Source organism: Stella humosa (assembly GCF_006738645.1).
GTDB lineage: Bacteria > Pseudomonadota > Alphaproteobacteria > ATCC43930 > Allostellaceae > Allostella > Allostella humosa.
On the sequence record NZ_AP019700.1, the window covers coordinates 4,219,330 to 4,238,024 of the forward strand.

At 69.5% G+C, this 18,695-nt stretch carries 12 protein-coding genes; 6 read left to right on the forward strand and 6 right to left on the reverse strand.

All coding sequences use genetic code 11. From position 1 onward, the window contains the following. Positions 1–22: 22 nt before the first annotated feature. From STVA_RS19810 to STVA_RS19820, 3 genes are read left to right on the forward strand one after another with little or no spacing between them, the layout of a single operon-like run. Positions 23–3,181 carry an efflux RND transporter permease subunit gene (locus STVA_RS19810; RefSeq protein WP_123695744.1) on the forward strand — a complete coding sequence of 1,053 codons (3,159 nt, stop codon included), beginning with the start codon at positions 23–25 and terminating at the stop codon, positions 3,179–3,181. 2 nt (positions 3,182–3,183) lie between these two features. Then, positions 3,184–4,692, forward strand: coding sequence for an efflux transporter outer membrane subunit (locus STVA_RS19815; RefSeq protein ID WP_123695742.1), 1,509 nt, complete (start codon positions 3,184–3,186; stop codon positions 4,690–4,692). Between the two features lie 31 nt (positions 4,693–4,723). Further along, entirely contained in the window at positions 4,724–5,350 is a 627-nt protein-coding gene (locus tag STVA_RS19820) for a glutathione S-transferase family protein (protein WP_123695740.1), read from the forward strand. Between the two features lie 8 nt (positions 5,351–5,358). Here the strand turns inward: STVA_RS19820 and ggt are convergent, their stop codons facing one another. Then, positions 5,359–6,996 (reverse strand): gamma-glutamyltransferase, encoded by a 1,638-nt coding sequence (ggt, locus tag STVA_RS19825; RefSeq protein ID WP_170216767.1) that lies wholly within the window; start codon positions 6,994–6,996, stop codon positions 5,359–5,361. Positions 6,997–7,085: 89 nt separating this feature from the next. On the opposite strand from ggt, the gene STVA_RS19830 reads away from it, so the two are divergent. Together STVA_RS19830 and STVA_RS19835 are read left to right on the forward strand one after the other, a co-directional pair. Then, positions 7,086–7,523, forward strand: coding sequence for a YqaA family protein (locus STVA_RS19830; RefSeq protein WP_123695736.1), 438 nt, complete (start codon positions 7,086–7,088; stop codon positions 7,521–7,523). A 209-nt stretch (positions 7,524–7,732) separates the two neighbouring features. Then, entirely contained in the window at positions 7,733–8,986 is a 1,254-nt protein-coding gene (locus tag STVA_RS19835; protein WP_246782840.1) for an SMP-30/gluconolactonase/LRE family protein, read from the forward strand. A gap of 31 nt (positions 8,987–9,017) precedes the next feature. On the opposite strand, the gene STVA_RS19840 is transcribed toward STVA_RS19835, so the two are convergent. The 5 genes from STVA_RS19840 to STVA_RS19860 form a co-directional block, all read right to left on the reverse strand. After that, positions 9,018–10,247, reverse strand: coding sequence for an MFS transporter (locus STVA_RS19840; RefSeq protein ID WP_123695732.1), 1,230 nt, complete (start codon positions 10,245–10,247; stop codon positions 9,018–9,020). Between the two features lie 45 nt (positions 10,248–10,292). Then, a complete protein-coding gene (locus STVA_RS19845) occupies positions 10,293–11,030 on the reverse strand; it encodes an alpha/beta fold hydrolase (RefSeq protein ID WP_245978610.1) in 738 nt (245 codons plus the stop codon). 159 nt (positions 11,031–11,189) lie between these two features. Beyond that, positions 11,190–12,386 carry a hypothetical protein gene (locus STVA_RS19850; RefSeq protein WP_197735688.1) on the reverse strand — a complete coding sequence of 399 codons (1,197 nt, stop codon included), beginning with the start codon at positions 12,384–12,386 and terminating at the stop codon, positions 11,190–11,192. Continuing rightward, positions 12,338–12,550: a 2TM domain-containing protein gene (locus STVA_RS28600; protein WP_420822799.1), complete on the reverse strand. Its 213-nt coding sequence runs from the start codon at positions 12,548–12,550 to the stop codon at positions 12,338–12,340. Before STVA_RS28600 ends, STVA_RS19850 begins: the two co-directional genes overlap by 49 nt. After that, complete coding sequence (locus STVA_RS19860; protein WP_170216765.1) at positions 12,547–15,231, reverse strand: FAD-dependent oxidoreductase; 2,685 nt, start codon at positions 15,229–15,231, stop codon at positions 12,547–12,549. The genes STVA_RS28600 and STVA_RS19860 overlap by 4 nt, the downstream gene beginning before the upstream one ends. A gap of 339 nt (positions 15,232–15,570) precedes the next feature. Between STVA_RS19860 and STVA_RS19865 the strand changes: the two genes are divergently transcribed. Further along, positions 15,571–18,528: an ATP-binding protein gene (locus tag STVA_RS19865; protein ID WP_123695726.1), complete on the forward strand. Its 2,958-nt coding sequence runs from the start codon at positions 15,571–15,573 to the stop codon at positions 18,526–18,528. Positions 18,529–18,695 lie beyond the last annotated feature (167 nt).

An 18,695-nucleotide genomic window follows, 5' to 3' on the forward strand; every position in this document is an offset into this window, starting at 1 on the left:
AACAGAGCCGGAAGGAGCCGTCATGGCCCGATTCTTCATCGACCGGCCCGTCTTCGCCTGGGTCATCGCCATCACCATGATGCTGGCGGGCGCGCTCGCCATCATCACCCTGCCGGTCGCCCAGTACCCGAACATCGCGGCACCGCAGATCAGCATCGCCGTCACCTATCCGGGTGCCTCCGCGCGCACGGTGCAGGACACGGTGGTGCAGGTCATCGAGCAGCGAATGAACGGCATCGACGGGCTGCAATACATGGCCTCGTCCAGCAGCTCCGACGGCAGCGTCGAGCTGACGCTCACCTTCCAGCAGGGCACCAACGCCGACGTGGCCCAGGTGCAGGTGCAGAACAAGCTCCAGCTCGCCACGCCGCTGCTGCCGCAGGAGGTCCAGCAGCAGGGCATCCGGGTGACCAAGGCCACCCGCAACTTCCTGCTGATCGTCGGCTTCGTGTCGAAGGACGGCAGCCTGAAGAACTACGACATCGCCAACTTCCTGGCCTCCACCGTCCAGGATCCGATCAGCCGCACCGCCGGCGTCGGCGATTTCCAGCTCTTCGGCTCGCAATACGCCATGCGCATCTGGCTCGACCCGTCCCGGCTGAACAACTACAGCCTGACGGCGCTGGATGTGCTGACGGCGATCCGCGCGCAGAACGTCCAGGTGTCTTCCGGCCAACTGGGCGGCGCGCCCTCCACGCCCGGCCAGCAGTTGAACGCCACCATCATCGGCTCGACCCGGTTGCAGACGGCCGAGCAGTTCGACGCCATCGTGCTGCGCGTGAACCCCGATGGCTCGCAGGTCCGCCTGCGCGACGTCGCCCGCAGCGAGCTGGGGGCCGAGAGCTATTCCTTCGACACGCGCTACACCGGCAACCCGGCGGCCGGGCTGGCGATCAAGCTGGCGACCGGCGCCAACGCGCTCGACACCGTCAAGAACGTGCAGAAGACCATCGAGGACCTGCGGCCGTTCTTCCCGCCGGGCATCGAGGTCATCTACCCGATCGACCAGACGCCCTTCATCAAGCTGTCGATCGAGGAGGTGCTGAAGACCCTGGCCGAGGCGATCGTGCTGGTCTTCCTCGTCATGTACCTCTTCCTGCAGAATTTCCGCGCCACGCTGATCCCGACGATCGCGGTGCCCGTCGTGCTGCTCGGCACCTTCGCGGTGCTGTCGGCCTTCGGCTACTCGATCAACACGCTGACCATGTTCGCGGTCGTGCTGGCGATCGGCCTGCTGGTGGACGACGCCATCGTCGTGGTCGAGAACGTCGAGCGCGTGATGTCCGAGGAAGGGCTGTCGCCGCGCGAGGCGACGCGAAAATCCATGGGCCAGATCCAGGGCGCGCTGGTCGGCATCGCCATGGTGCTGTCGGCGGTGTTCGTGCCCATGGCCTTCTTCGGCGGGTCGACCGGCGTCATTTACCGCCAGTTCTCGATCACCATCATCTCGGCCATGGTGCTGTCGGTGGCGGTCGCGATGATCCTGACGCCGGCCTTGTGCGCCACCATGCTGAAGCCGGTGCAGAAGGGCCATCACCACGCCAAGCGCGGCTTCTTCGGCTGGTTCAACCGCAGCTTCGACCGCGGCAACCGCGGCTACCAGGCGTCCGTCGGCTACATCATGCGGCGCACGGTGCGGTTCTTCCTGGTCTATGCCCTGCTGGTGGCGGGCGTCGTCGTCCTTTATGGCCGCGTCCCCTCCTCGTTCCTGCCGGCCGAGGACATCGGCCAGATGTTCGTGCAGGTGCAGACGCCGCCCGGCGCCACCATGGAGCGCACCCAGGCCGTCGTCGACGAGGTCGTCAACTACCTCAACAACGACGAGAAGGCGGTCGTCGAGGGCACCTTCTCGGTGGTGGGCTTCAGCTTTGCCGGCCGCGGCCAGAACGGCGCCATCATCTTCGCCCGCCTGCGCGACTGGAGCCTCCGGCCGACGCCGGACCTGCGCGTGCAGGCACTGGCCCAGCGCACGATGGCGCGCATGTCCCAGGTGAAGGACGCGATCATCTTCGCCATCGCCCCGCCGCCGGTGCCGGAGCTCGGCAATGCGACGGGCTTCGACTTCCAGCTCCAGGACCGGGCCGGCCTCGGCTACGAGCAGATGCTGGCCGCGCGCAACCAGCTTCTGGGGGCAGCCCGCCAGCGGCCGGAACTGGTCGGCGTCCGCCCCAACGGCATTGAGGACGCCCCGCAGTTCCAGCTCGTCATCGACCGCGAGCGGGTGGCCGCACTGGGCCTTTCCATCGCCGACGTGAACAACACCATGTCGGCGGTGTGGGGGTCGGCCTATGTGAACGACTTCATCGACCGTGGCCGCGTGAAGCGCGTCTACCTCCAGGGCGACGCGCCGGCCCGCATGATGCCGGACGACCTCAACAAGTGGTACGTCCGCAACGCCAACGGCCAGATGGTGCCCTTCTCGGCCTTCGGGTCGGCGCAATGGACATCCGGGCCGCAGAAGCTGGAGCGCTACAACGGCGTGCCCTCCTTCAACATCCAGGGCAATGCCGCCCCCGGCCGCAGCTCGGGCGAGGCGATGGCGGTGATGGAGGAACTGGCGCGCCAGCTACCGGCCGGCATCGGCTTCGAATGGACCAACCTGTCCTTCGAGGAGAAGGCGTCGGGCGCCCAGGCGCCGGCCCTCTTCGCCATCTCGCTGATCGTCGTCTTCCTGTCGCTGGCCGCCCTCTACGAAAGCTGGTCGGTACCGTTCGCGGTCATGCTGGGCGTGCCGCTCGGCATCCTGGGGGCGGTCGGTGCGGCCGTGCTGTTCAAGCTGTCGAACGACGTCTATTTCCAGGTCGGCCTGCTGACCACCATCGGCCTGTCGGCCAAGAACGCCATCCTGATCGTGGAGTTCGCCAAGGAGGCCTATGATCGCGGCGTGCCCGCGGCGGAGGCCGCCCTCCAGGCCGCGGGCCAGCGCCTGCGCCCGATCCTGATGACGTCGCTCGCCTTCATCCTGGGCGTGACGCCGCTCGCCATCTCCAACGGGGCGGGCTCGGGCGCGCAGAACGCCATCGGCATCGGCGTCATCGGCGGCATGCTGACGGCGACCTTCATCGCCATCTTCCTGGTGCCGATGTTCTTCGTCGCCATGATGAAGCTGTTCCGGGTGAAGCCGGCGATCCATCGCAACCCGCCCGAGAAGGCGCCCGAACTCGCGTTCAGTGGGGATTGATCATGCCGAAGTCCCTCCTGTCCCTGGCCGCGCTGGGCGCCGTCCTGGCCGGCTGCTCGCTGGCGCCGGCCTATGAACGGCCGGCCGCTCCCGTCGCCTCGTTCTGGCCCTTCGGCTCCGGCCAGGAGAAGCCGTCGGCCGACGCGGCGGCGGCGCGGCTGCCGCCCGCGGCCGACATCGGCTGGCGCGGCTTCTTCCAGGACCCGCGCCTGCAAGGGCTGATCGCAGCCGCACTCGCCAACAACCGCGACCTGCGCATCGCCGCCCTCAATGTCGAGGCGGCGCGCGCGCAGTACCAGATCGAGAGTGCGGACCTGCTGCCCAGCGTCAACGGCACCGCGGGTGCGACGATGCAGCGGACGCCGGGCGCCCTGTCGCCGGCCGGTCGGTCGACGACGAGCCAGACCTACAGCGTCGGCCTCGGCCTCACCGCCTACGAGGTCGACCTGTTCGGGCGCATCCGCAGCCTGCGCGACACGGCGCTGGAGACCTATTTCTCGCTCGACCAGACGCGCACGGCCGCCCAGATCTCGCTCGTCTCGCAGGTCGCCAACGCCTACCTGACCTTGCTGGCCGATGCCCAGCTCCTGCGGCTCACGCGCGAGACGCTGGCCAGCCAGCGCGAATCCTACGAGCTGACGCGCGCCAGCTACGACCGCGGCGTCGCGACAGAGCTAGACCTGCGCCAGGTCGAGACCCTGATGCGCACGGCCGAGACCAACATCTCGATCTACAACCGCCGCCTCGCCACCGACCGCAACCAGCTCGAGTTCCTGACCGGCCAGCCCTTGCCGGAGGATTTCGTCGCCAGCCTCGGCGACGGCGAGGCGCTCGACCGTCAGGGCATGCTGGCCGACCTGCCCGCAGGATTGCCATCCGACCTGCTGGAGCGGCGGCCCGACATCCGCTCGGCCGAGTACGACCTGCGCGCGGCCAACGCCAACATCGGCGCGGCGCGCGCCGCCTTCTTCCCGCGCATCACGTTGACGGCCGGCATCGGCACCGCCAGCACCAGCCTCGACGGCCTCTTCCGCGCCGGCTCGTCGACCTGGAACTTCCTGCCGTCGATCTCGGTGCCGATCTTCGACGCCGGGGCCAACCAGGCCGGCCTCGACCTCGCCCGCGTGCGCCGGAACATCCAGGTGGCCCAGTACGAGAAGGCGATCCAGAACGCCTTCGGCGAGGTCGCCGACGCGCTGGCCATCCGCGCCACCTACGACACCCAGATCCGCTCGCAGGAAGCACTCGTGGCCGCCAACGAGCAGAGCTTCCGCCTGGCCGACATGCGCTATCGCAGCGGCATCGACAGCTACCTCGCCACGCTGGTCAACCAGCGCGCCCTCTACCAGTCGCAGCAGGAGCTGATCCTGATGCGACTGGCGCGCCTCTCCAACCTCGTCATCCTCTACAAGGTGCTGGGTGGTGGCTGGACGGCCGAGACGATGGCGGGGCCGGCCCCGGTCCCCCCGGCGCCGCCGACCATGGTGGACGGGGTGCTCAACCGCCGGTGACGGTGCGGACCGCGGACACGGGAGCGCAGGCATGATCCTGATCGGCCAGTATGATTCGCCCTTCGTCCGGCGCGTCGGCATCGCGCTCACCCTCTACGGCATGCCGTTCGAGCACCGGCCCTGGTCGGTGTTCGGCGATGCCGAGAAGATCCGCCCCTACAACCCGCTGCTGCGGGTGCCGACGATGGTGCTGGAGGATGGCTCGGTCCTGATCGAGAGCCATGGCATCCTCGATTACCTGGACGGGCTCCAGCCATCGGGCCGGGCGATGTTCCCCGCCGCCGGACCGGCGCGTCGGCAGGCGCTGGCCGTGGCCGCGCTGGCGACCGGTGCTGCCGACAAGGCCGTCAGCCTCTTCTACGAGCTGCGCCTGCACCAGCAGGCATCCGCGGCCTGGGTCGACCGCTGCCGCACCCAGGTCGCGGGCGCGCTGGCCGTGCTGGAGACGGACCGCGCGGCCCGCCCGGGCGACTACTGGGCGGGCGGGCGCATTGGCCATGCCGACGTCGCGGTCGCCGTCGCCCTGCGCTTCATCACCGAGGCGCATCCCGGCCTGATCGCGATGGCGGACTTCCCGGCGCTGGCCGGCCACGCCGCGCGGATGGAGGCGCTGCCGGCGTTCCAGACGATCCGGCAGCCCTTCGTTCCGCCCGCCTGAGCGACGCCTCAGTAGGCCCCGGCCCAGCCGTCGCGCCGCGGGTCCGAGGCCGCCATGCGCACGCCGTTGTCGAGCAGGCGGATCGCCTCGACGCTGCACGGCCCCTCATAGTCGCCGACCACCTCGACCTTGTGGCCGCGGGCGCGCAGGCCCGCGATCGCGGCCTCGCCCAGGCCGCGCTCGACCGTCAGGCGGTCGGCGCCGGTGTGGGGATAGTTCGCCTCCTGGCCGAGCTGGACGCTGGTCCAGCGCGGGGCTTCCAGCGCCTGCTGCGGGTCCAGGCCGAAGTCGATCATGCCGACCACAGCCTGCAGGTTCACCTGCACCTGGTTGTCGGCGCCGGGGGTGCCGAGCACGCCCCATAGCTTGCCGTCCTTCACGATGACGGGGGCGTTCATGGTGTGGCGCACGCGCCGGCCGGGTGTCAGCAGGTTGGCGTGGCCGGCATCGAGGTGCCAGTAGCAGAGGCGGTTGTTCATCAGGATGCCGGTGTCGCCCGCCGTCACGCCCGAGCCGAAGGCCGAGTTGATGCTCTGGATGGCCGAGACGGCATTGCCCGCCCCGTCGACGATGCAGAAATAGGTAGTGTTGCCGTCCGCCCGCTCGCCCGCCACCGGCAGGTCGGCGGCGCGGCCGGCGTCGATCCCGGCCGAGAGGCTGGCGGCATAGTCGGCCGACAGCAGGCGGTCCAGCGGGATGGCGCGGTGGCGCGGGTCGGCGCCATGGCGTTCGCGGTCGACGAAGGCGCGCTTCTTGGCCTCCACCATCAGATGGACCAGCTCTGCCGTGCCCCAGCCCAGCGCCTCCAGGTCGTGCCCCTCGATGATCTTCAGCATCTGGAGCATGGTGAAGCCGGTGGAGTTGGGCGGCGTCTGCCGCACCTCGTAGCCGCGATAGGTGATGGAGATCGCCTCCACCTCCTCCGCCCGGCAGGCGGCGAGATCGGCCGCATCCATCAGCCCGCCCGCCTCGGCGACGCCGGCGGCGATGCGCGCGGCCAGGCCGCCGCGATAGAAGTCGTCCGCGCCTGCGCGGGCCAGCGTCTCCAGCGTGGCCGCCAGGTCCGGCTGGCACACCAGCGCGCCCAGGGCCGGCGCATCGCCGTCGGCGCCCAGGAACACGGCAGCGCTGCGCCGGTCGGGCCCGGTGCGGCGGCGGTTCTCGCGTGCGAAATGGCGATAGGCGTGGGTGGCGGCAAAGCCGTCGCGCGCGGCCGACACGGCCGGCCCGAACAGCGCCCCCCATTCCTTGCTGCCGGCCGCCGCATGCATCATCGCCAGCCCCGCGACCGACCCCGGCACCGACAGCGACAGGGCGCCGAATTCGGGGATGCCGCCGGCCAGCCCGCGATAATGCCCGGCCGTGGCCGCCGCCGGTGCGGCCCCCGTGCCGTTGAAGACCCGCGACCGCCCGGTGCGGCCGTCGAACAGGTGATAGAAGCCGTCGCCGCCGATGCCCGACATGTGCGGCTCGACCACCCCCAGCGTCAGCGCCGTCGCCAGTGCGGCGTCCACCGCATTGCCACCGGCGCGCAGCACGTCCAGCCCCGCCTGGGTCGCCACCGGATGGTTGCTGGCGACCGCGCCGTTGCGGCCCATGATCAACGGGCGGTGGCTGCGGATGAAGGGCGGCTGGTTGGTCGTCATCGCGGTATGCTCCGGGAAGTCCTGGGGCCGCCAAGTTGCGTCCATCGCGCCCCCGAGGGCAAGCGCATCCGGGCTATGCTGGCCGGCCGATGAGCCTGCTCGCCGCCTGTTCCAGCCTGTTCCTGGCCGCCTTCCTGGCCGCCACCATCCTGCCCCTGCCGTCCGAGGCGGGATTGGCGGCACTGCTGGCCGCCGGCATCGGCCCGCCCGCCCTGCTGGTCGTGGTGGCAACCGCCGGCAACGTCCTGGGATCGGTCGTCAACTGGCTGCTCGGCCGGCTGGCCGCCCGGTTCCGCGACCGCCCCTGGTTCCCGGTCGACGCGCGGCGCATGCAGCGCGCCGAGGCCTGGTTCCGCCGCTGGGGCGTGTGGACGCTGCTGCTGGCCTGGGTCCCGGTCATCGGCGACCCGCTGACGCTGGTGGCGGGCATGCTGGGCGTACGCTGGTGGGCGTTCCTGATCCTGGTGACGATCGGCAAGGCTAGCCGCTATGTCGCGGTGGTGGTGGGGATGGCGGCTTGGGGGTAGTGCCTTGAAGGCCCGCTGAAGCCCCGTGCCTCTCGATCCGCACAAACGCGCTGTCTCAAGAAATATTCGAGAACAAGGGGTAAAGAACAATCAGCGCGGCGCGTCCCGTCGAATGGGACCGCCGATCAGACATCGGAGTCAAGCTGGCAGCGGAAGAGGAAACAACCGACATTTCTCGACCTGCGTCGTCGTATAGCTCGGCAGGGCCGTTGAACCAATCGCCTCTGTTATCGCTGACGCAACACTCCTTTGGGTGCTCCTCACGCGTTTTAACCGTACTTAACTCGCCAGACGCTCGCCCCGGCCGGAGCATGTTGGCCATGTTCTCCAGGAAGCACAGGAGCCATGGCATGAGGATCTCAGGAAAATTCGCCACCGGCGCCGCGGGCGTCGGCCTCGCCGGTTTGGTCGCCTACCTCTGCTTCTGGCCCGTCCCGGCCGAACCCAGGTCCTGGTCAGCCCCGACACCGCCTGGCTATACCGGCGCCCACGCGCCCAACGCAGGCTTGGCCGGCCTGCGCGACATCGCCATCGGGAACGAGTTTGGCCCGGAGCACATCGCGATCGGACCGGACGGCAAGCTGTACACCGCGATGACCAGTGGCGGCCTGTTGCGCATGGATGCCGACGGCGGCAATCAGGAAGTCTTCGCCAGCACCGGCGGACGCGTCCTCGGCTTCGCCTTCGATGCCCAGGGCCGGATGATCGCGGCCGACGCCATGAAAGGGCTGCTCGTCATCGACGCCGATCGGCGCGTGGGCGTGCTGGCCAACCGCGTCAGCGCGGGCGATCCCATCCGCTATGCCAACTCCGTCGTCGTGGCACCGGACGGAACGATCTACTTCACCGACGCCTCGACGCGTTTTGCGCCCGCGGAATGGGGCGGCACCTACGAAGCCAGCGTGCTCGACATCCTGGAGCAGTCGGCGAGCGGGCGCGTGCTCGCCTTCGATCCCGCGGCGGCCAGCACCCGCGTCGTCGCCCATGGCCTGTCATTCGCCAACGGGATCGCCCTGTCGTCGGACGGGCGAACGCTATTCGTGGCCGAGACCGGCCGCTACCGCATATGGAAGATCGACACCGCTGCGCGCGCCGTCGACGTGCATGGCGGGTCGCCCCAGGCGAGGGTGCTGCTCGACAACCTGCCGGGCTACCCCGACAATCTGATGCGGGGCCGCGAGGGCCGCATCTGGGTCGGGCTGTTCCGGCCGCGCAATCCGGCCGCCGACGGGCTGGCCGAACGGCCGTTCCTGCGGAAGATATTGCTGCGCCTGCCGCGGTCCCTGTTGCCGCTGGGAAAGCCGTACGGGCATGTCTTCGCCATCGACGAGGAGGGCCGCGTGGTCGCTGACCTGCAGGACCCGAGCGGCGCCTATCCCGAGACGACCGGTGCCACCGAGACGGCCGATCGCCTCTACATCCATAGCCTGCACGCACGCACGATCGGGTGGGCACCGCGATGACGCCTGGCGCGGCCCGCCGGCGCCATCCGCCTCAGGCCGGTGCCAAGCGCGGCGTTCGTGGCATCGTCAGCGCGAAGACCACCAGCCCGAGCAGCGTCGCGGCGAAGCCCGCCCAGACTGCGGAGAGCAGCCCGAACCCGGCGCCGATCACCAGCCCGCCTGCCCAGGCGCCGATGGCGTTGGCGACATTGAGGGCGGCGAGGTTCATCGCTCCCATCAGCGTCGGCGCCTCCGGCGCAAAGCGCGTGAGACGCACCTGAATGGTCGGGATGGCGATCATCGTCGTGGCGCCCACACCGAGGAGTGCCGGCATCAGCACCCAGGTATTCGACCCGCCGAGCGCGAGCACTGCCAGCAGGACCAGCGCGCTGGCGAAGCCGAGGACCAGACCGCGCGACGGGTGGGCATCCGCGAGCCGCCCGCCGACGAGGTTGCCGGCCGTCATGCCGATGCCGAACAGGGCGAGTGCCACGGGAATCCAGCTCGGGCTCAGCGCCGCCGCATCGGTGACGAAGGGGCCTATGAAGGTATAGACCGCGAAGATGCTGGCGATGCCCAGTGCCGCGACCAGCATCATGGCCCACACCTCCGGCTTGCGCAGCGCGCTCAGCTCCTGGACGACAGGGCCGCCCTTCAGCGCATCCGAGCGAGGCACCCAAGCCCAGAGCGCCAGGAACGAGAGCACCCCCACCCCGGCGACGGTGAGGTAGGTGTTCCGCCAGCCGACGTTCTGGCCAAGGTAGGTCGCCAGCGGCGAGCCGACGATCGTCGCCACCGTCAGGCCGGTCATCACCAGCGCGAAGGCCTTGCCGCCGCGGCCGGGCCCGACGATGTAGGAGGCGACGACGGCACCTGCGCCGAAGTAGGCGCCCTGCGGCATACCGCTGACGAAGCGCGCGAGCGCGAACATCCCGAGATTCGTCGCGACTGCCGAGAGCAGGTTGCCAACGATGAAAAGGCCCATCAGGCCGAGCAGCAGCGTGCGGCGGTTCAATCGCGCCGCCGCCAGGGTCACCAGCGGAGCACCGACGACGACGCCGAATGCATAGGCCGTGATGGCGTTCGTGGCGACCGGAATACTGAGGCCCAGGCTGGCCGAGAAGAGCTGGATGATCCCCATGCTCGCGAACTCGGAGGTGCCGATACAGAAGCTGCCGAACGCCAGCGCGAAGAGCGTCAGGCCCCGCGCGCGTTGCTGCGCCACGTTTGAGCAGTGCACCTTCACCGCGGTGCACTGCGCCTCATAACCCTTGGTCAGCATGGGAGCTCCGTCTCTGGCGGATCGGCAGGCTTTCGGCAGCCGCTTTCAGCGCGGCGCGCCGCGTGCCGCGCGGTCGATGGCACCGGCCACCGCCTCCGGCTGCGACATGTAGATCGCGTGGCTGCCGCGCACCTCGGTCACCGTGGCGTTCGCGCGCGCCGCCCACTGGCGCTGTGCCGCCGGTGGAATGATGCGGTCCTCGGTCGCCACGACGTAGGCCGTCGGCCGGAAGCGCCAGGCCGCATGGTTGACCGGCGCTGCGAAGGTGGCGGCCGCGACGGGCACTTGCGCATCAGCGAGGAAAGCGCCGCGCTCGGCCGGGAGATCGTGGGCGAAGGCTTGCGGGAAGATCGCCGGATCGAAGAACAGGTTGCCGTCGCTGGACGGCTGCACAGGCGGCTGCGATCCGTTGCCGATCAAGCCGAGGACTGAGTCGCCGGCATCCGGCATGAAGGCCGCGACGAAGACCAGGCCGGCCACCTTGTCGTCGCTGCCGGCTTCGGTGATGACCACGCCGCCATAGGAATGGCCGACGAGCAGCGCCGGCCCGTTCTGCCGCGCCAGAACGCGCCGCGTTGCAGCGACGTCGTCCGCGAGCGAACTCAGCGGGTTCTGCACGATGCTGACGGCATAGCCGCGCGCCCGCAGCAGGCGATGGACGTCCTGCCAACCCGAGCCGTCGGCCCAGGCGCCATGCACGAGAACGACGTTGCGCACCGCCGACCGCTCCTGCGCTTCGCCCGAATCCGTTCCAGCGAGCAAGAGTGCGGCCGCGGCGGCCACGATCCGAATGGGTTTGCCGATGGACATTTCACTCTCCTGTTCGATCGCCCTGATCTCAGTGGCCGTGCCTACTGCATTGAAACGATACGTGTTTGGCCGATGGGCACGCGGTTAATTGCGGTAAAGGGCGGTGGGTTGCAGGCAACGCCGCGACCCGCTTCACCGCACGCTCAGGCCGTGGGGATGCTCGGGGTTGGGCGTATGCGTCAGCCGTTCGCCAGCCGGTGCCGCGACGTTTCCATCGATGCCGTAGATCGCGATGTGCAGGCCCCAATACCCCGTCCCGAAGACGATGAGCGCTGCTGCGAGCCCTGCTGGAACACCGGCCAACCGGCGCTTGACCGCCGGCAGGAAGTGCACCTGGCGGGTATGATCCGCGGCGATGGCGACGATGATCGCCATGATCAGTGCATGACCGATCAGGTCGACCCGCCCGAAGGGATAGACCGCCGCGTTGAAGATGATGAACAGGGCGATGGCCGCCAGCCGGCGCACCAGCGGCGTCCAAATCAGGCCGAAACCCATCGTGAACTCGGCGACGCCCGCCATCGGAATGAACATGTCGCGCGGCAAGCCGAGCGTGAGGAACGGCTTCTCGTCCACCAGCGGATAGAACCAGTCCGGGTAGGCGACCTTTTCCAGGCTCGACCACATGAGGGCGATCGCCACGCCCCAGCGCAGCACCTCGAAGCGATGCTTGCGCCAGTTCGTATCGGCGCACGCCTCCAGCACCAGGTAGGCGCTGACGCCGACGCCGAGCGCCAGGTAGTCGAGCAGATGGAAGACGTCGTAGTCGCGCAGCGCCAGCAGCCACAGGCCGACGAGGCCGAGCGCGGCCAGGGGCTGCGTCCTGCGCGAGAAGACCAGCCCGGCGATCAGGAGCTGTATCCACGACACCCATTCGGCGGGGGTCTTGAGATCCGGCGTCAGATAGACACCGCCGACCGCGAAGATCGCCACGAAGAAGGCGGCGACGACCGCGCGCACGAAGTCGTCGAGGCGAAGCCAGAGCGGGTCGGTGATGCGGTCCATGGCGCGCAGGATCGCCTCCCCCGCTCGCGATTCCTCGACCACCCGGGTTGCCAGGAAGGACACGAGTACCAGCGCGATGCCGCTCCAGAACCAGGCATCGGCGAGCGTGGCCCCGATCGGCTGCGGCGGCGCGCCGACGATGTAGGGAGCGAACCATTTCACGTGCGCCTGCGCCGGCACCGAAGCCGCCAGGAATGCCAACGCGGCCAGGCCTGGTCGGCGGGCGACGAAACGAAGCTGAGCGGGAGCGCCCAGCGTCGTCCTTCTTGGGGCCCTCATCTGCTTTCCGAGTTCTTGATGCCGGGCCCGAGGACGAACCACCAATGAGACAGGAGACCGACGGCCCACCCCAACAGAACCCAAAGCACCCAGTAGGGCGGCCCTTTGAATATGTTGATGACGACGAGCAGCAGCATGACGGCGGTGAACGAGAACGCGTGGATGTTAAAGCCGATCTGCTTTTGCCGATGACTTGAGCGCTTCATCATGGTCTCCGGGCGGTACGGGAGGGCGATGCGTCGGGGGAGCGCTGGTCGGCGTCATCGGGTGCGCCCGGTGCTGCGATCTGCAGGTCGCCTTTCGGCAGCGTCTGGCAGGCGAGCACGTGGCCGGCCGCGATCTCCTCAGCAGAGAACAGAGCCTGCCCGTCCGTCACGAACGGGCCCGAAAGCACGCGGGCACGGCAGCGGCCGCACGCGCCTTCGCCACAGGATTGGCCGAACGGCACATGCGCCGCGTTGGCTGCAGCCAGGATCGTCTGCCCTGGCCGGCAGGCGAAATCGGCACCGCCGCGCAGCCTGATGCGAAAGTCGTCAATGCCAGCCGCGGCCGCGGCGAGCGCGATCACCTGTGCGGTCTCGATCCGCGTCGTCCTGCTCCGGCTCGAGACGAAGGCCTCTGTATGGATCGCGTCGCGTGGAACGCCGAGCTCGGTCAGCGCACCGATCGTCGCCTGCATCATCGCCGCCGGCCCGCACAGATGCACCCGCACGACGTCCCGGACATGCGGCCGCAACGCCTCGCGATCGATCCGCGCCCGGGGGCCTTGCCACGCGGCTTCAGGTGCGGTGACGAAGATCGCCGCGTCGAGGCCGGGCAGCCGCTTGGCGAAGGCCCCGATCTCTTCCGCGAACAGGATCTCGGCCTCGGATCGGAACGACGCCAAGAGCGTGATCCGGCCCCGATGGCCCGCATGCGCCGCCGCTGCCAGCATACTGACGATCGGCGTGATGCCGACCCCGCCGGCGATGAGCAGAAGGTGGCCGGACCCGAGATCGCGCTGCAGGTCCAGGGTGAAGTCACCCAGCGGCGCGTTCAGCCGCAAGGCCTCTCCGGCCGCAAGCTCCCGGTGCAGGAATGTCGAGCCGAGCCCATGCTCTTCCCGCTTCACGGTGATTTCGAAGAAGTGGCGTTCGCCGGGCGCGCTCGATATCGAGTAGGCGCGCTCGACCATGTCGCCCGCGATCGGCAGCTCCAGCTTAACGTACTGGCCGGCGCGGAACCGGAAGGGCAGTTCGCCACCCCGCAGCGGCTCGAAGCGTATCCGCCTGGCAGACGGCGTCAGGGGTTCGACCTGCGAGACCCGCATGTGGCCCCGCCATGGCGCCGATGGATCGGCCGGCGCCGGGGGCGAGCGGATCGCCCGCCACATCCGTCCCGCCTGCCGCCAGCTCAAGGCCGCGTTCGCGGCCATGATGCCGCCCCAGGGAGCCGCCTCGATGCCCGGCCCCCACGCGTCCTGCCCGGACAGATAGAGCCCCTTGACGTCCGTGCGACATCGCGCGATCGGCGAGCGCAGACGCGCGGCGCTAGTCGCGAGGCCGTAGAACGCACCGTCGACGCTGTTCTGGTAGGTCATGAACGACAGCGGCGTTGCCAACTCGGCGAAGGCGACGCCAGCCCGGAAGCCCGGCCACTGCCGATCGAGCCGGTCGATCAGCCGCGTCGTAACCTGCGCCTTCAACGCGCTGTAATCTTCCGGCCGCGCGCCCTGCTCGGTCCCCAGCCACGGCCGGAAAATCGCCGGATCGACGAACTGCATCACCTCGACGGTGTGCCAGCGGGCAGACGGGTTGTTCATCGAGCTGAACGAAACAAAGAGGATGCCCTCGCCCAGCGGCCGCGAGATGCCCTGATCGTCGTCGATATCCGGCATGAACCAGTGATTCGCGCCGTCGAGGCCGAGGCGTGCCGGGGATCGGTCGAGCCCGACGAACAGGAGTATGGTGGCAACCTCCTTGGGCAGCTTGGCCAACTCCCGTTCCCACGACGCGCCATGGTCAGGCCCGAGCAGGGAGGCCGTGTTGCGGGCGCCGACCGCGGAGACGATGCATGGCGCCGACACCCTGTAGCGGCTGCCCGTCGCGCGGTCCTCGACGCCGACGCCCGTGGCTCGGCCCGCCTCGACGGTGATCTCGTGGACCCGCTGGCGCGGGCGCACGACGACGCCGAACCGCTCCAGCCCGTCGAGGATGGCGCGGCCCAGTGCCTTCGGACCGCCGACCGGATGCGTCGCCCCGCCCATGAACGCCTGCAGGGCGATCATGGCGTGCCCGCCGAAGCTGCTCGTCGCGGGCGGCGGTCCGAAAAGCCCCCAGCGGGCCGAGACGATCGCCCGCAGCGCCGGATCGCGGAAGTGGCGCGCGGCAACGTCGGCGATGGTGCGGAACGTATCCGGATAGAGCAGTTCGATCACCGGCAACCCGGCGGCCCGAATGGCCGGCGCGGCCGATGAAACGAGGTTGCGCGCCGTCAACCCGCGCGCGGCCTTGCGCGCAGCGGCGAAGAAGCGATCGACGGCATCGGCCTCATGCGGAAACCGGGCCTTCAGACGAGCGCGGAACGCCGCCTCGGACGCGGGGACGGCGAACTCGAAACCAGGGAAGTGAAGGACGTCGAAGTCGTCCGGCAGGCGATGGAACTGTACTCGCCCGTCCGTCAGGTAGTTCAGGATCGGGCCTGGTCCCGCCGTCAGGTAGTGCACTCCGGTGCCGAAATGGTAGCGGCCTTCCCGGGTGAACTCATGCGTCATGCCGCCCGGCGTGTAGTGCTGCTCGAGCATCAGGACGCGCTTGCCGCCGAACTCGGCCAGCAGTCGCGCGGCGGTCATCCCGCCCATCCCGGAACCGATGACGACGACATCCACGCGCTCGTCCGGGATCAACGCCATCGTCCCCGGAAGCCCGCGATGGCACATGCTTTTGCGATCGGTTCGCCGTCAGGCGCTGTCCCGTTCGTCAGGACGCCCGCAGGCCGGCAGTCCAGCGCGACGGGTAAGAACAGGAGGGTTTTCATTTCGCGTGCCCTGTTTCGCCGCAACCCTCGCGAACGATGACAGTCGGCCATTCGCCCACGTTCGCGCCGTCGGGACAATTATCGCCGAGGCCTGCCATGGCAGGGGTAAAAGCCGGTAAAACGCGGTAGGATATTGCCCGTCCGAACCGGCGCCGGTCCCCTCGATCAGCCTCTTCGCGACCTCCTGGGATGTCTCGAGACCATCGGAGAAGGCATGGAGTCGAGGTCGAGAGGCGTCGAGGACAGGGCCTATCGCTTCGGTGAATACCGGCTGCTTCCAGCCCGGCAGCTGCTGCTGCACGGCGACGACCCGGTCCGGATCGGCAGTCGTGCCTTCGATCTGCTGCGACTGCTGGTGGAACGACAGGGCGAGCTGTTGAGCAAGGCGGAACTGATCCGCTTCGCCTGGCCCGACACCTTCGTTCACGGCGACAATCTCAAGGTCAACATCGCCGCGTTGCGGCGCGCCCTGGCGCAGGCGGGAACCGATGTGCCCTTTATTGCGACGATCCCCGGCCGGGGCTACCGCTTCGTCGCGACGGTGCAGGTGGAAGGTGCCACCACCCCCGACGACGCCCCGGCTCGGTTTCCAGCCCCGGGCGATGGCCTGCCGGGGCCGTCCAGCGTGATCGGGCGTGAGGACGATATTGCCCAGATCGCCGATGCGCTGGATGGGCGCCGCTTCCTCACGATCGTCGGCCCGGCCGGGGTGGGCAAGACCACCACGGCCGTCGCCGCGGCGCGGCGGGCGGCCGAGTGCTACCCGGACGGCATCTGCTTCATCGACCTTGCCGCGATCGGCGATCCCCAGCTCGTCGCGGCAGCGGTCGCCTGCGGGATCGGCCTGGGCGACAATCCGAAGGACATCCTGGTCGGCATCGTCAATGCCTTGCGCGGCCGCCGCAAGCTGCTGATCTTCGACAATTGCGAGCATGTGCTGACGGCAGCATCGGTGGTGGCCGAGCATATCCGCGCGGCAGTTCCCGACATCGCCATCCTCGCCACCAGCCGGGAACCCCTCAGGACCCGGAACGAGACTCTCCATCGCCTGCCGCCGCTGCCCTGCCCGGCCAAGGACGACGGCATCGATCGCGAGCGGGCCATGACGTTTCCGGCCGTAGCACTCTTCGCCGCGCGCGCGGGCGAGGCGGCCGGCTTCCGGATGAGCGATGCCGACGCGCCCGTCGTCGCCAGCATCTGCCGGCGCCTCGATGGCATCCCGCTCGCGATCGAGCTGGCGGCGCCACGCCTGCTTTCCTGCGACGCGGCCACCCTCCTGGGTCTCCTTGAGCGCAACTTCGAACTGCTCAGCTACGGTCCGCCGCATGCCCCCATCCGCCAGCAGACGCTGCTGGCCACCCTGGACTGGAGCTATCGCCTGCTGTCGGACGATGAGGCCGCAATGCTGCGGCTTCTGGCCGTGTTTGCCGGCACCTTCACGCTGGAGGATGCCGTCGGCGTCGGCCGGCACCTCGAGCATTCGCCCGACGCGGTTGCCGGCTGGATCGAGGGCCTCGCCGGCAAGTCGCTGCTGTCGTCAGGCTTCGCCGAAGGCGGCTTGCAATACCGCCTGCTCGATGCGACCCGCAGCTATGCGGCAGAGCGCCTGCGTGGCGCGCGCGAGCATCGCCATGCCAGCGCGGCCCACGCGGCCTGGTTGCTCGGCCTGTTCGAGCAGGCCGAGGTCGAATGGCAGTGGCGCATCCGCGAGGAATGGACCGCCGCCTATGGTCGCCGCGCCAACGACCTGCGCAAGGCGATCGACTGGGCTTTCGGCGAGGATGGCGATGCGCGGCTGGGCATCGGGCTCACCGCCGCCGCCATACCACTGTGGGACGAGCTGTCCTCGGTCGAGGAGAGCGGGCGGCATGTCCGCCGCACCCTGCGGTCGCCAGCCCTTGCAGAATGCGCCCCCGCCCTGCAGATGCGGCTGGCGACCGCACATGCCTGGAGCCTGACCTATACCGAGCGCTTCGACCCGGAGGCCGAGGCGGCCTGGCAGGAAAGCCTGCGGCTGGCCGAGCTGACCGGCGACGCGGACTATCGCCTGCGGGCGCTGTGGGGGCTGGCAATACTACAGTGCTATTGCGGCCGGCATCGCCAGGCGCTGGCCAGCCTCCGGCAATTCGAGGCCCTCGCGGAGCGGGAGGACGACCGGTCCGCAGCACCGGCCGGCGAACGGCTTCGGGTGATCACCGAGTTCTACCTGGGCGATGTTCGCGGCGCGCACGAGGAACTGAAGCGGCTCGTGCGACGCCACGACACGCATGCCCGGCGATCGCGCGTCGCGCGCTTCCAGATCGATTCCTATGTCGGGATCAAGACGTCGCTCAGCCTGGCCGAATGGGTGTGCGGCCTTCCCGAGCAGGCGGTCGTGACGGCGCAGGCGGCGCTCGATGCCGCCACGACCATCGGGCATGTGGTCTCGCAATCGAACGTCCTGGTGCTGGCGGTGCTGCCGATCGACCTCTGGACGGGGCGGATCGCCGCGGCGGAGCGCCATCTGACCGCCTTGGCCGCCAATCTCGACCAGCCGGACATCGCCCTCTGGGGACCGGCTGCCCGCTTCTTCGAGGGCATGATCCGGCACGAACGCGGCGATGCCGGGGGGCTCGACCAGGTGCGGACCGTGCTCGCCGAACTGGCCGCCGCCAACCTCCTGGTGCGATTGCCGAACTGCTTCGCCATGCTGGCGGCGGCGGCATTGCAGCACGACCGGATGGATATCGCGCGGGAGAGCATCGCCGCCGCCCTCGACCATCTCGAGCGCCAGGAGGAGTTCTGGTGCCAGCCGGAGGTGCTGCGCGTGCGCGGCCTCGTGCAATGGCGCGACGGCGATACGGAGGAAGCGGAACGGACCCTGCTGCGCGCCGCGCAGTTGGCGGGCGAATCCGGCGCGTACTCTTTCGAGTTGCGGGCCGCGCTGAGCCTGGCCGAATGCTGGACCGCCGGCGGCCGCCCCGCCGCCGCCCTGGCCCTGCTGGACCCGATCTGCCGTCGCTTCGACGAGGCCGGCGAGAGCAGGGATATCGTCCAGGCCCGCCAATTGCTGGCGCGGCTCCACATGCCGGCCGGTCAGGCGCGAACCCCAGCGGCCTCACGCGGTCGGGACGAAATCAGCGAAGCGCGCCGCCCGCGCCGCCGACGCGGGCATCCCACCCCAGCTTCTTGACCTGCTGCGCCACGGCCTCCAGGTCAGCCTGGTTCGCCCCGTCGCGAGCGAGGATTGGCATGGCGGCGTGACCGACCTGCACCGAACGGGCAGGGTCGTGGGCGTCGACCACGGCTGGAACCTCACCCACGGCATAGCCGCGGCCCGAACGCAGCCGCATTTCCGGT

Coding starts and splice junctions, on each gene's coding strand:
- STVA_RS19830 (WP_123695736.1), top strand. CDS start 7,086: ATGAGCCTGCTCGCCGCCTGTTCCAGCCTGTTCCTGGCCGCCTTCCTG.
- STVA_RS28600 (WP_420822799.1), bottom strand. CDS start 12,550: ATGATGAAGCGCTCAAGTCATCGGCAAAAGCAGATCGGCTTTAACATC.
- ggt (WP_170216767.1), bottom strand. CDS start 6,996: ATGACGACCAACCAGCCGCCCTTCATCCGCAGCCACCGCCCGTTGATC.
- STVA_RS19865 (WP_123695726.1), top strand. CDS start 15,571: ATGGAGTCGAGGTCGAGAGGCGTCGAGGACAGGGCCTATCGCTTCGGT.
- STVA_RS19820 (WP_123695740.1), top strand. CDS start 4,724: ATGATCCTGATCGGCCAGTATGATTCGCCCTTCGTCCGGCGCGTCGGC.
- STVA_RS19810 (WP_123695744.1), top strand. CDS start 23: ATGGCCCGATTCTTCATCGACCGGCCCGTCTTCGCCTGGGTCATCGCC.
- STVA_RS19840 (WP_123695732.1), bottom strand. CDS start 10,247: ATGCTGACCAAGGGTTATGAGGCGCAGTGCACCGCGGTGAAGGTGCAC.
- STVA_RS19815 (WP_123695742.1), top strand. CDS start 3,184: ATGCCGAAGTCCCTCCTGTCCCTGGCCGCGCTGGGCGCCGTCCTGGCC.
- STVA_RS19860 (WP_170216765.1), bottom strand. CDS start 15,231: ATGGCGTTGATCCCGGACGAGCGCGTGGATGTCGTCGTCATCGGTTCC.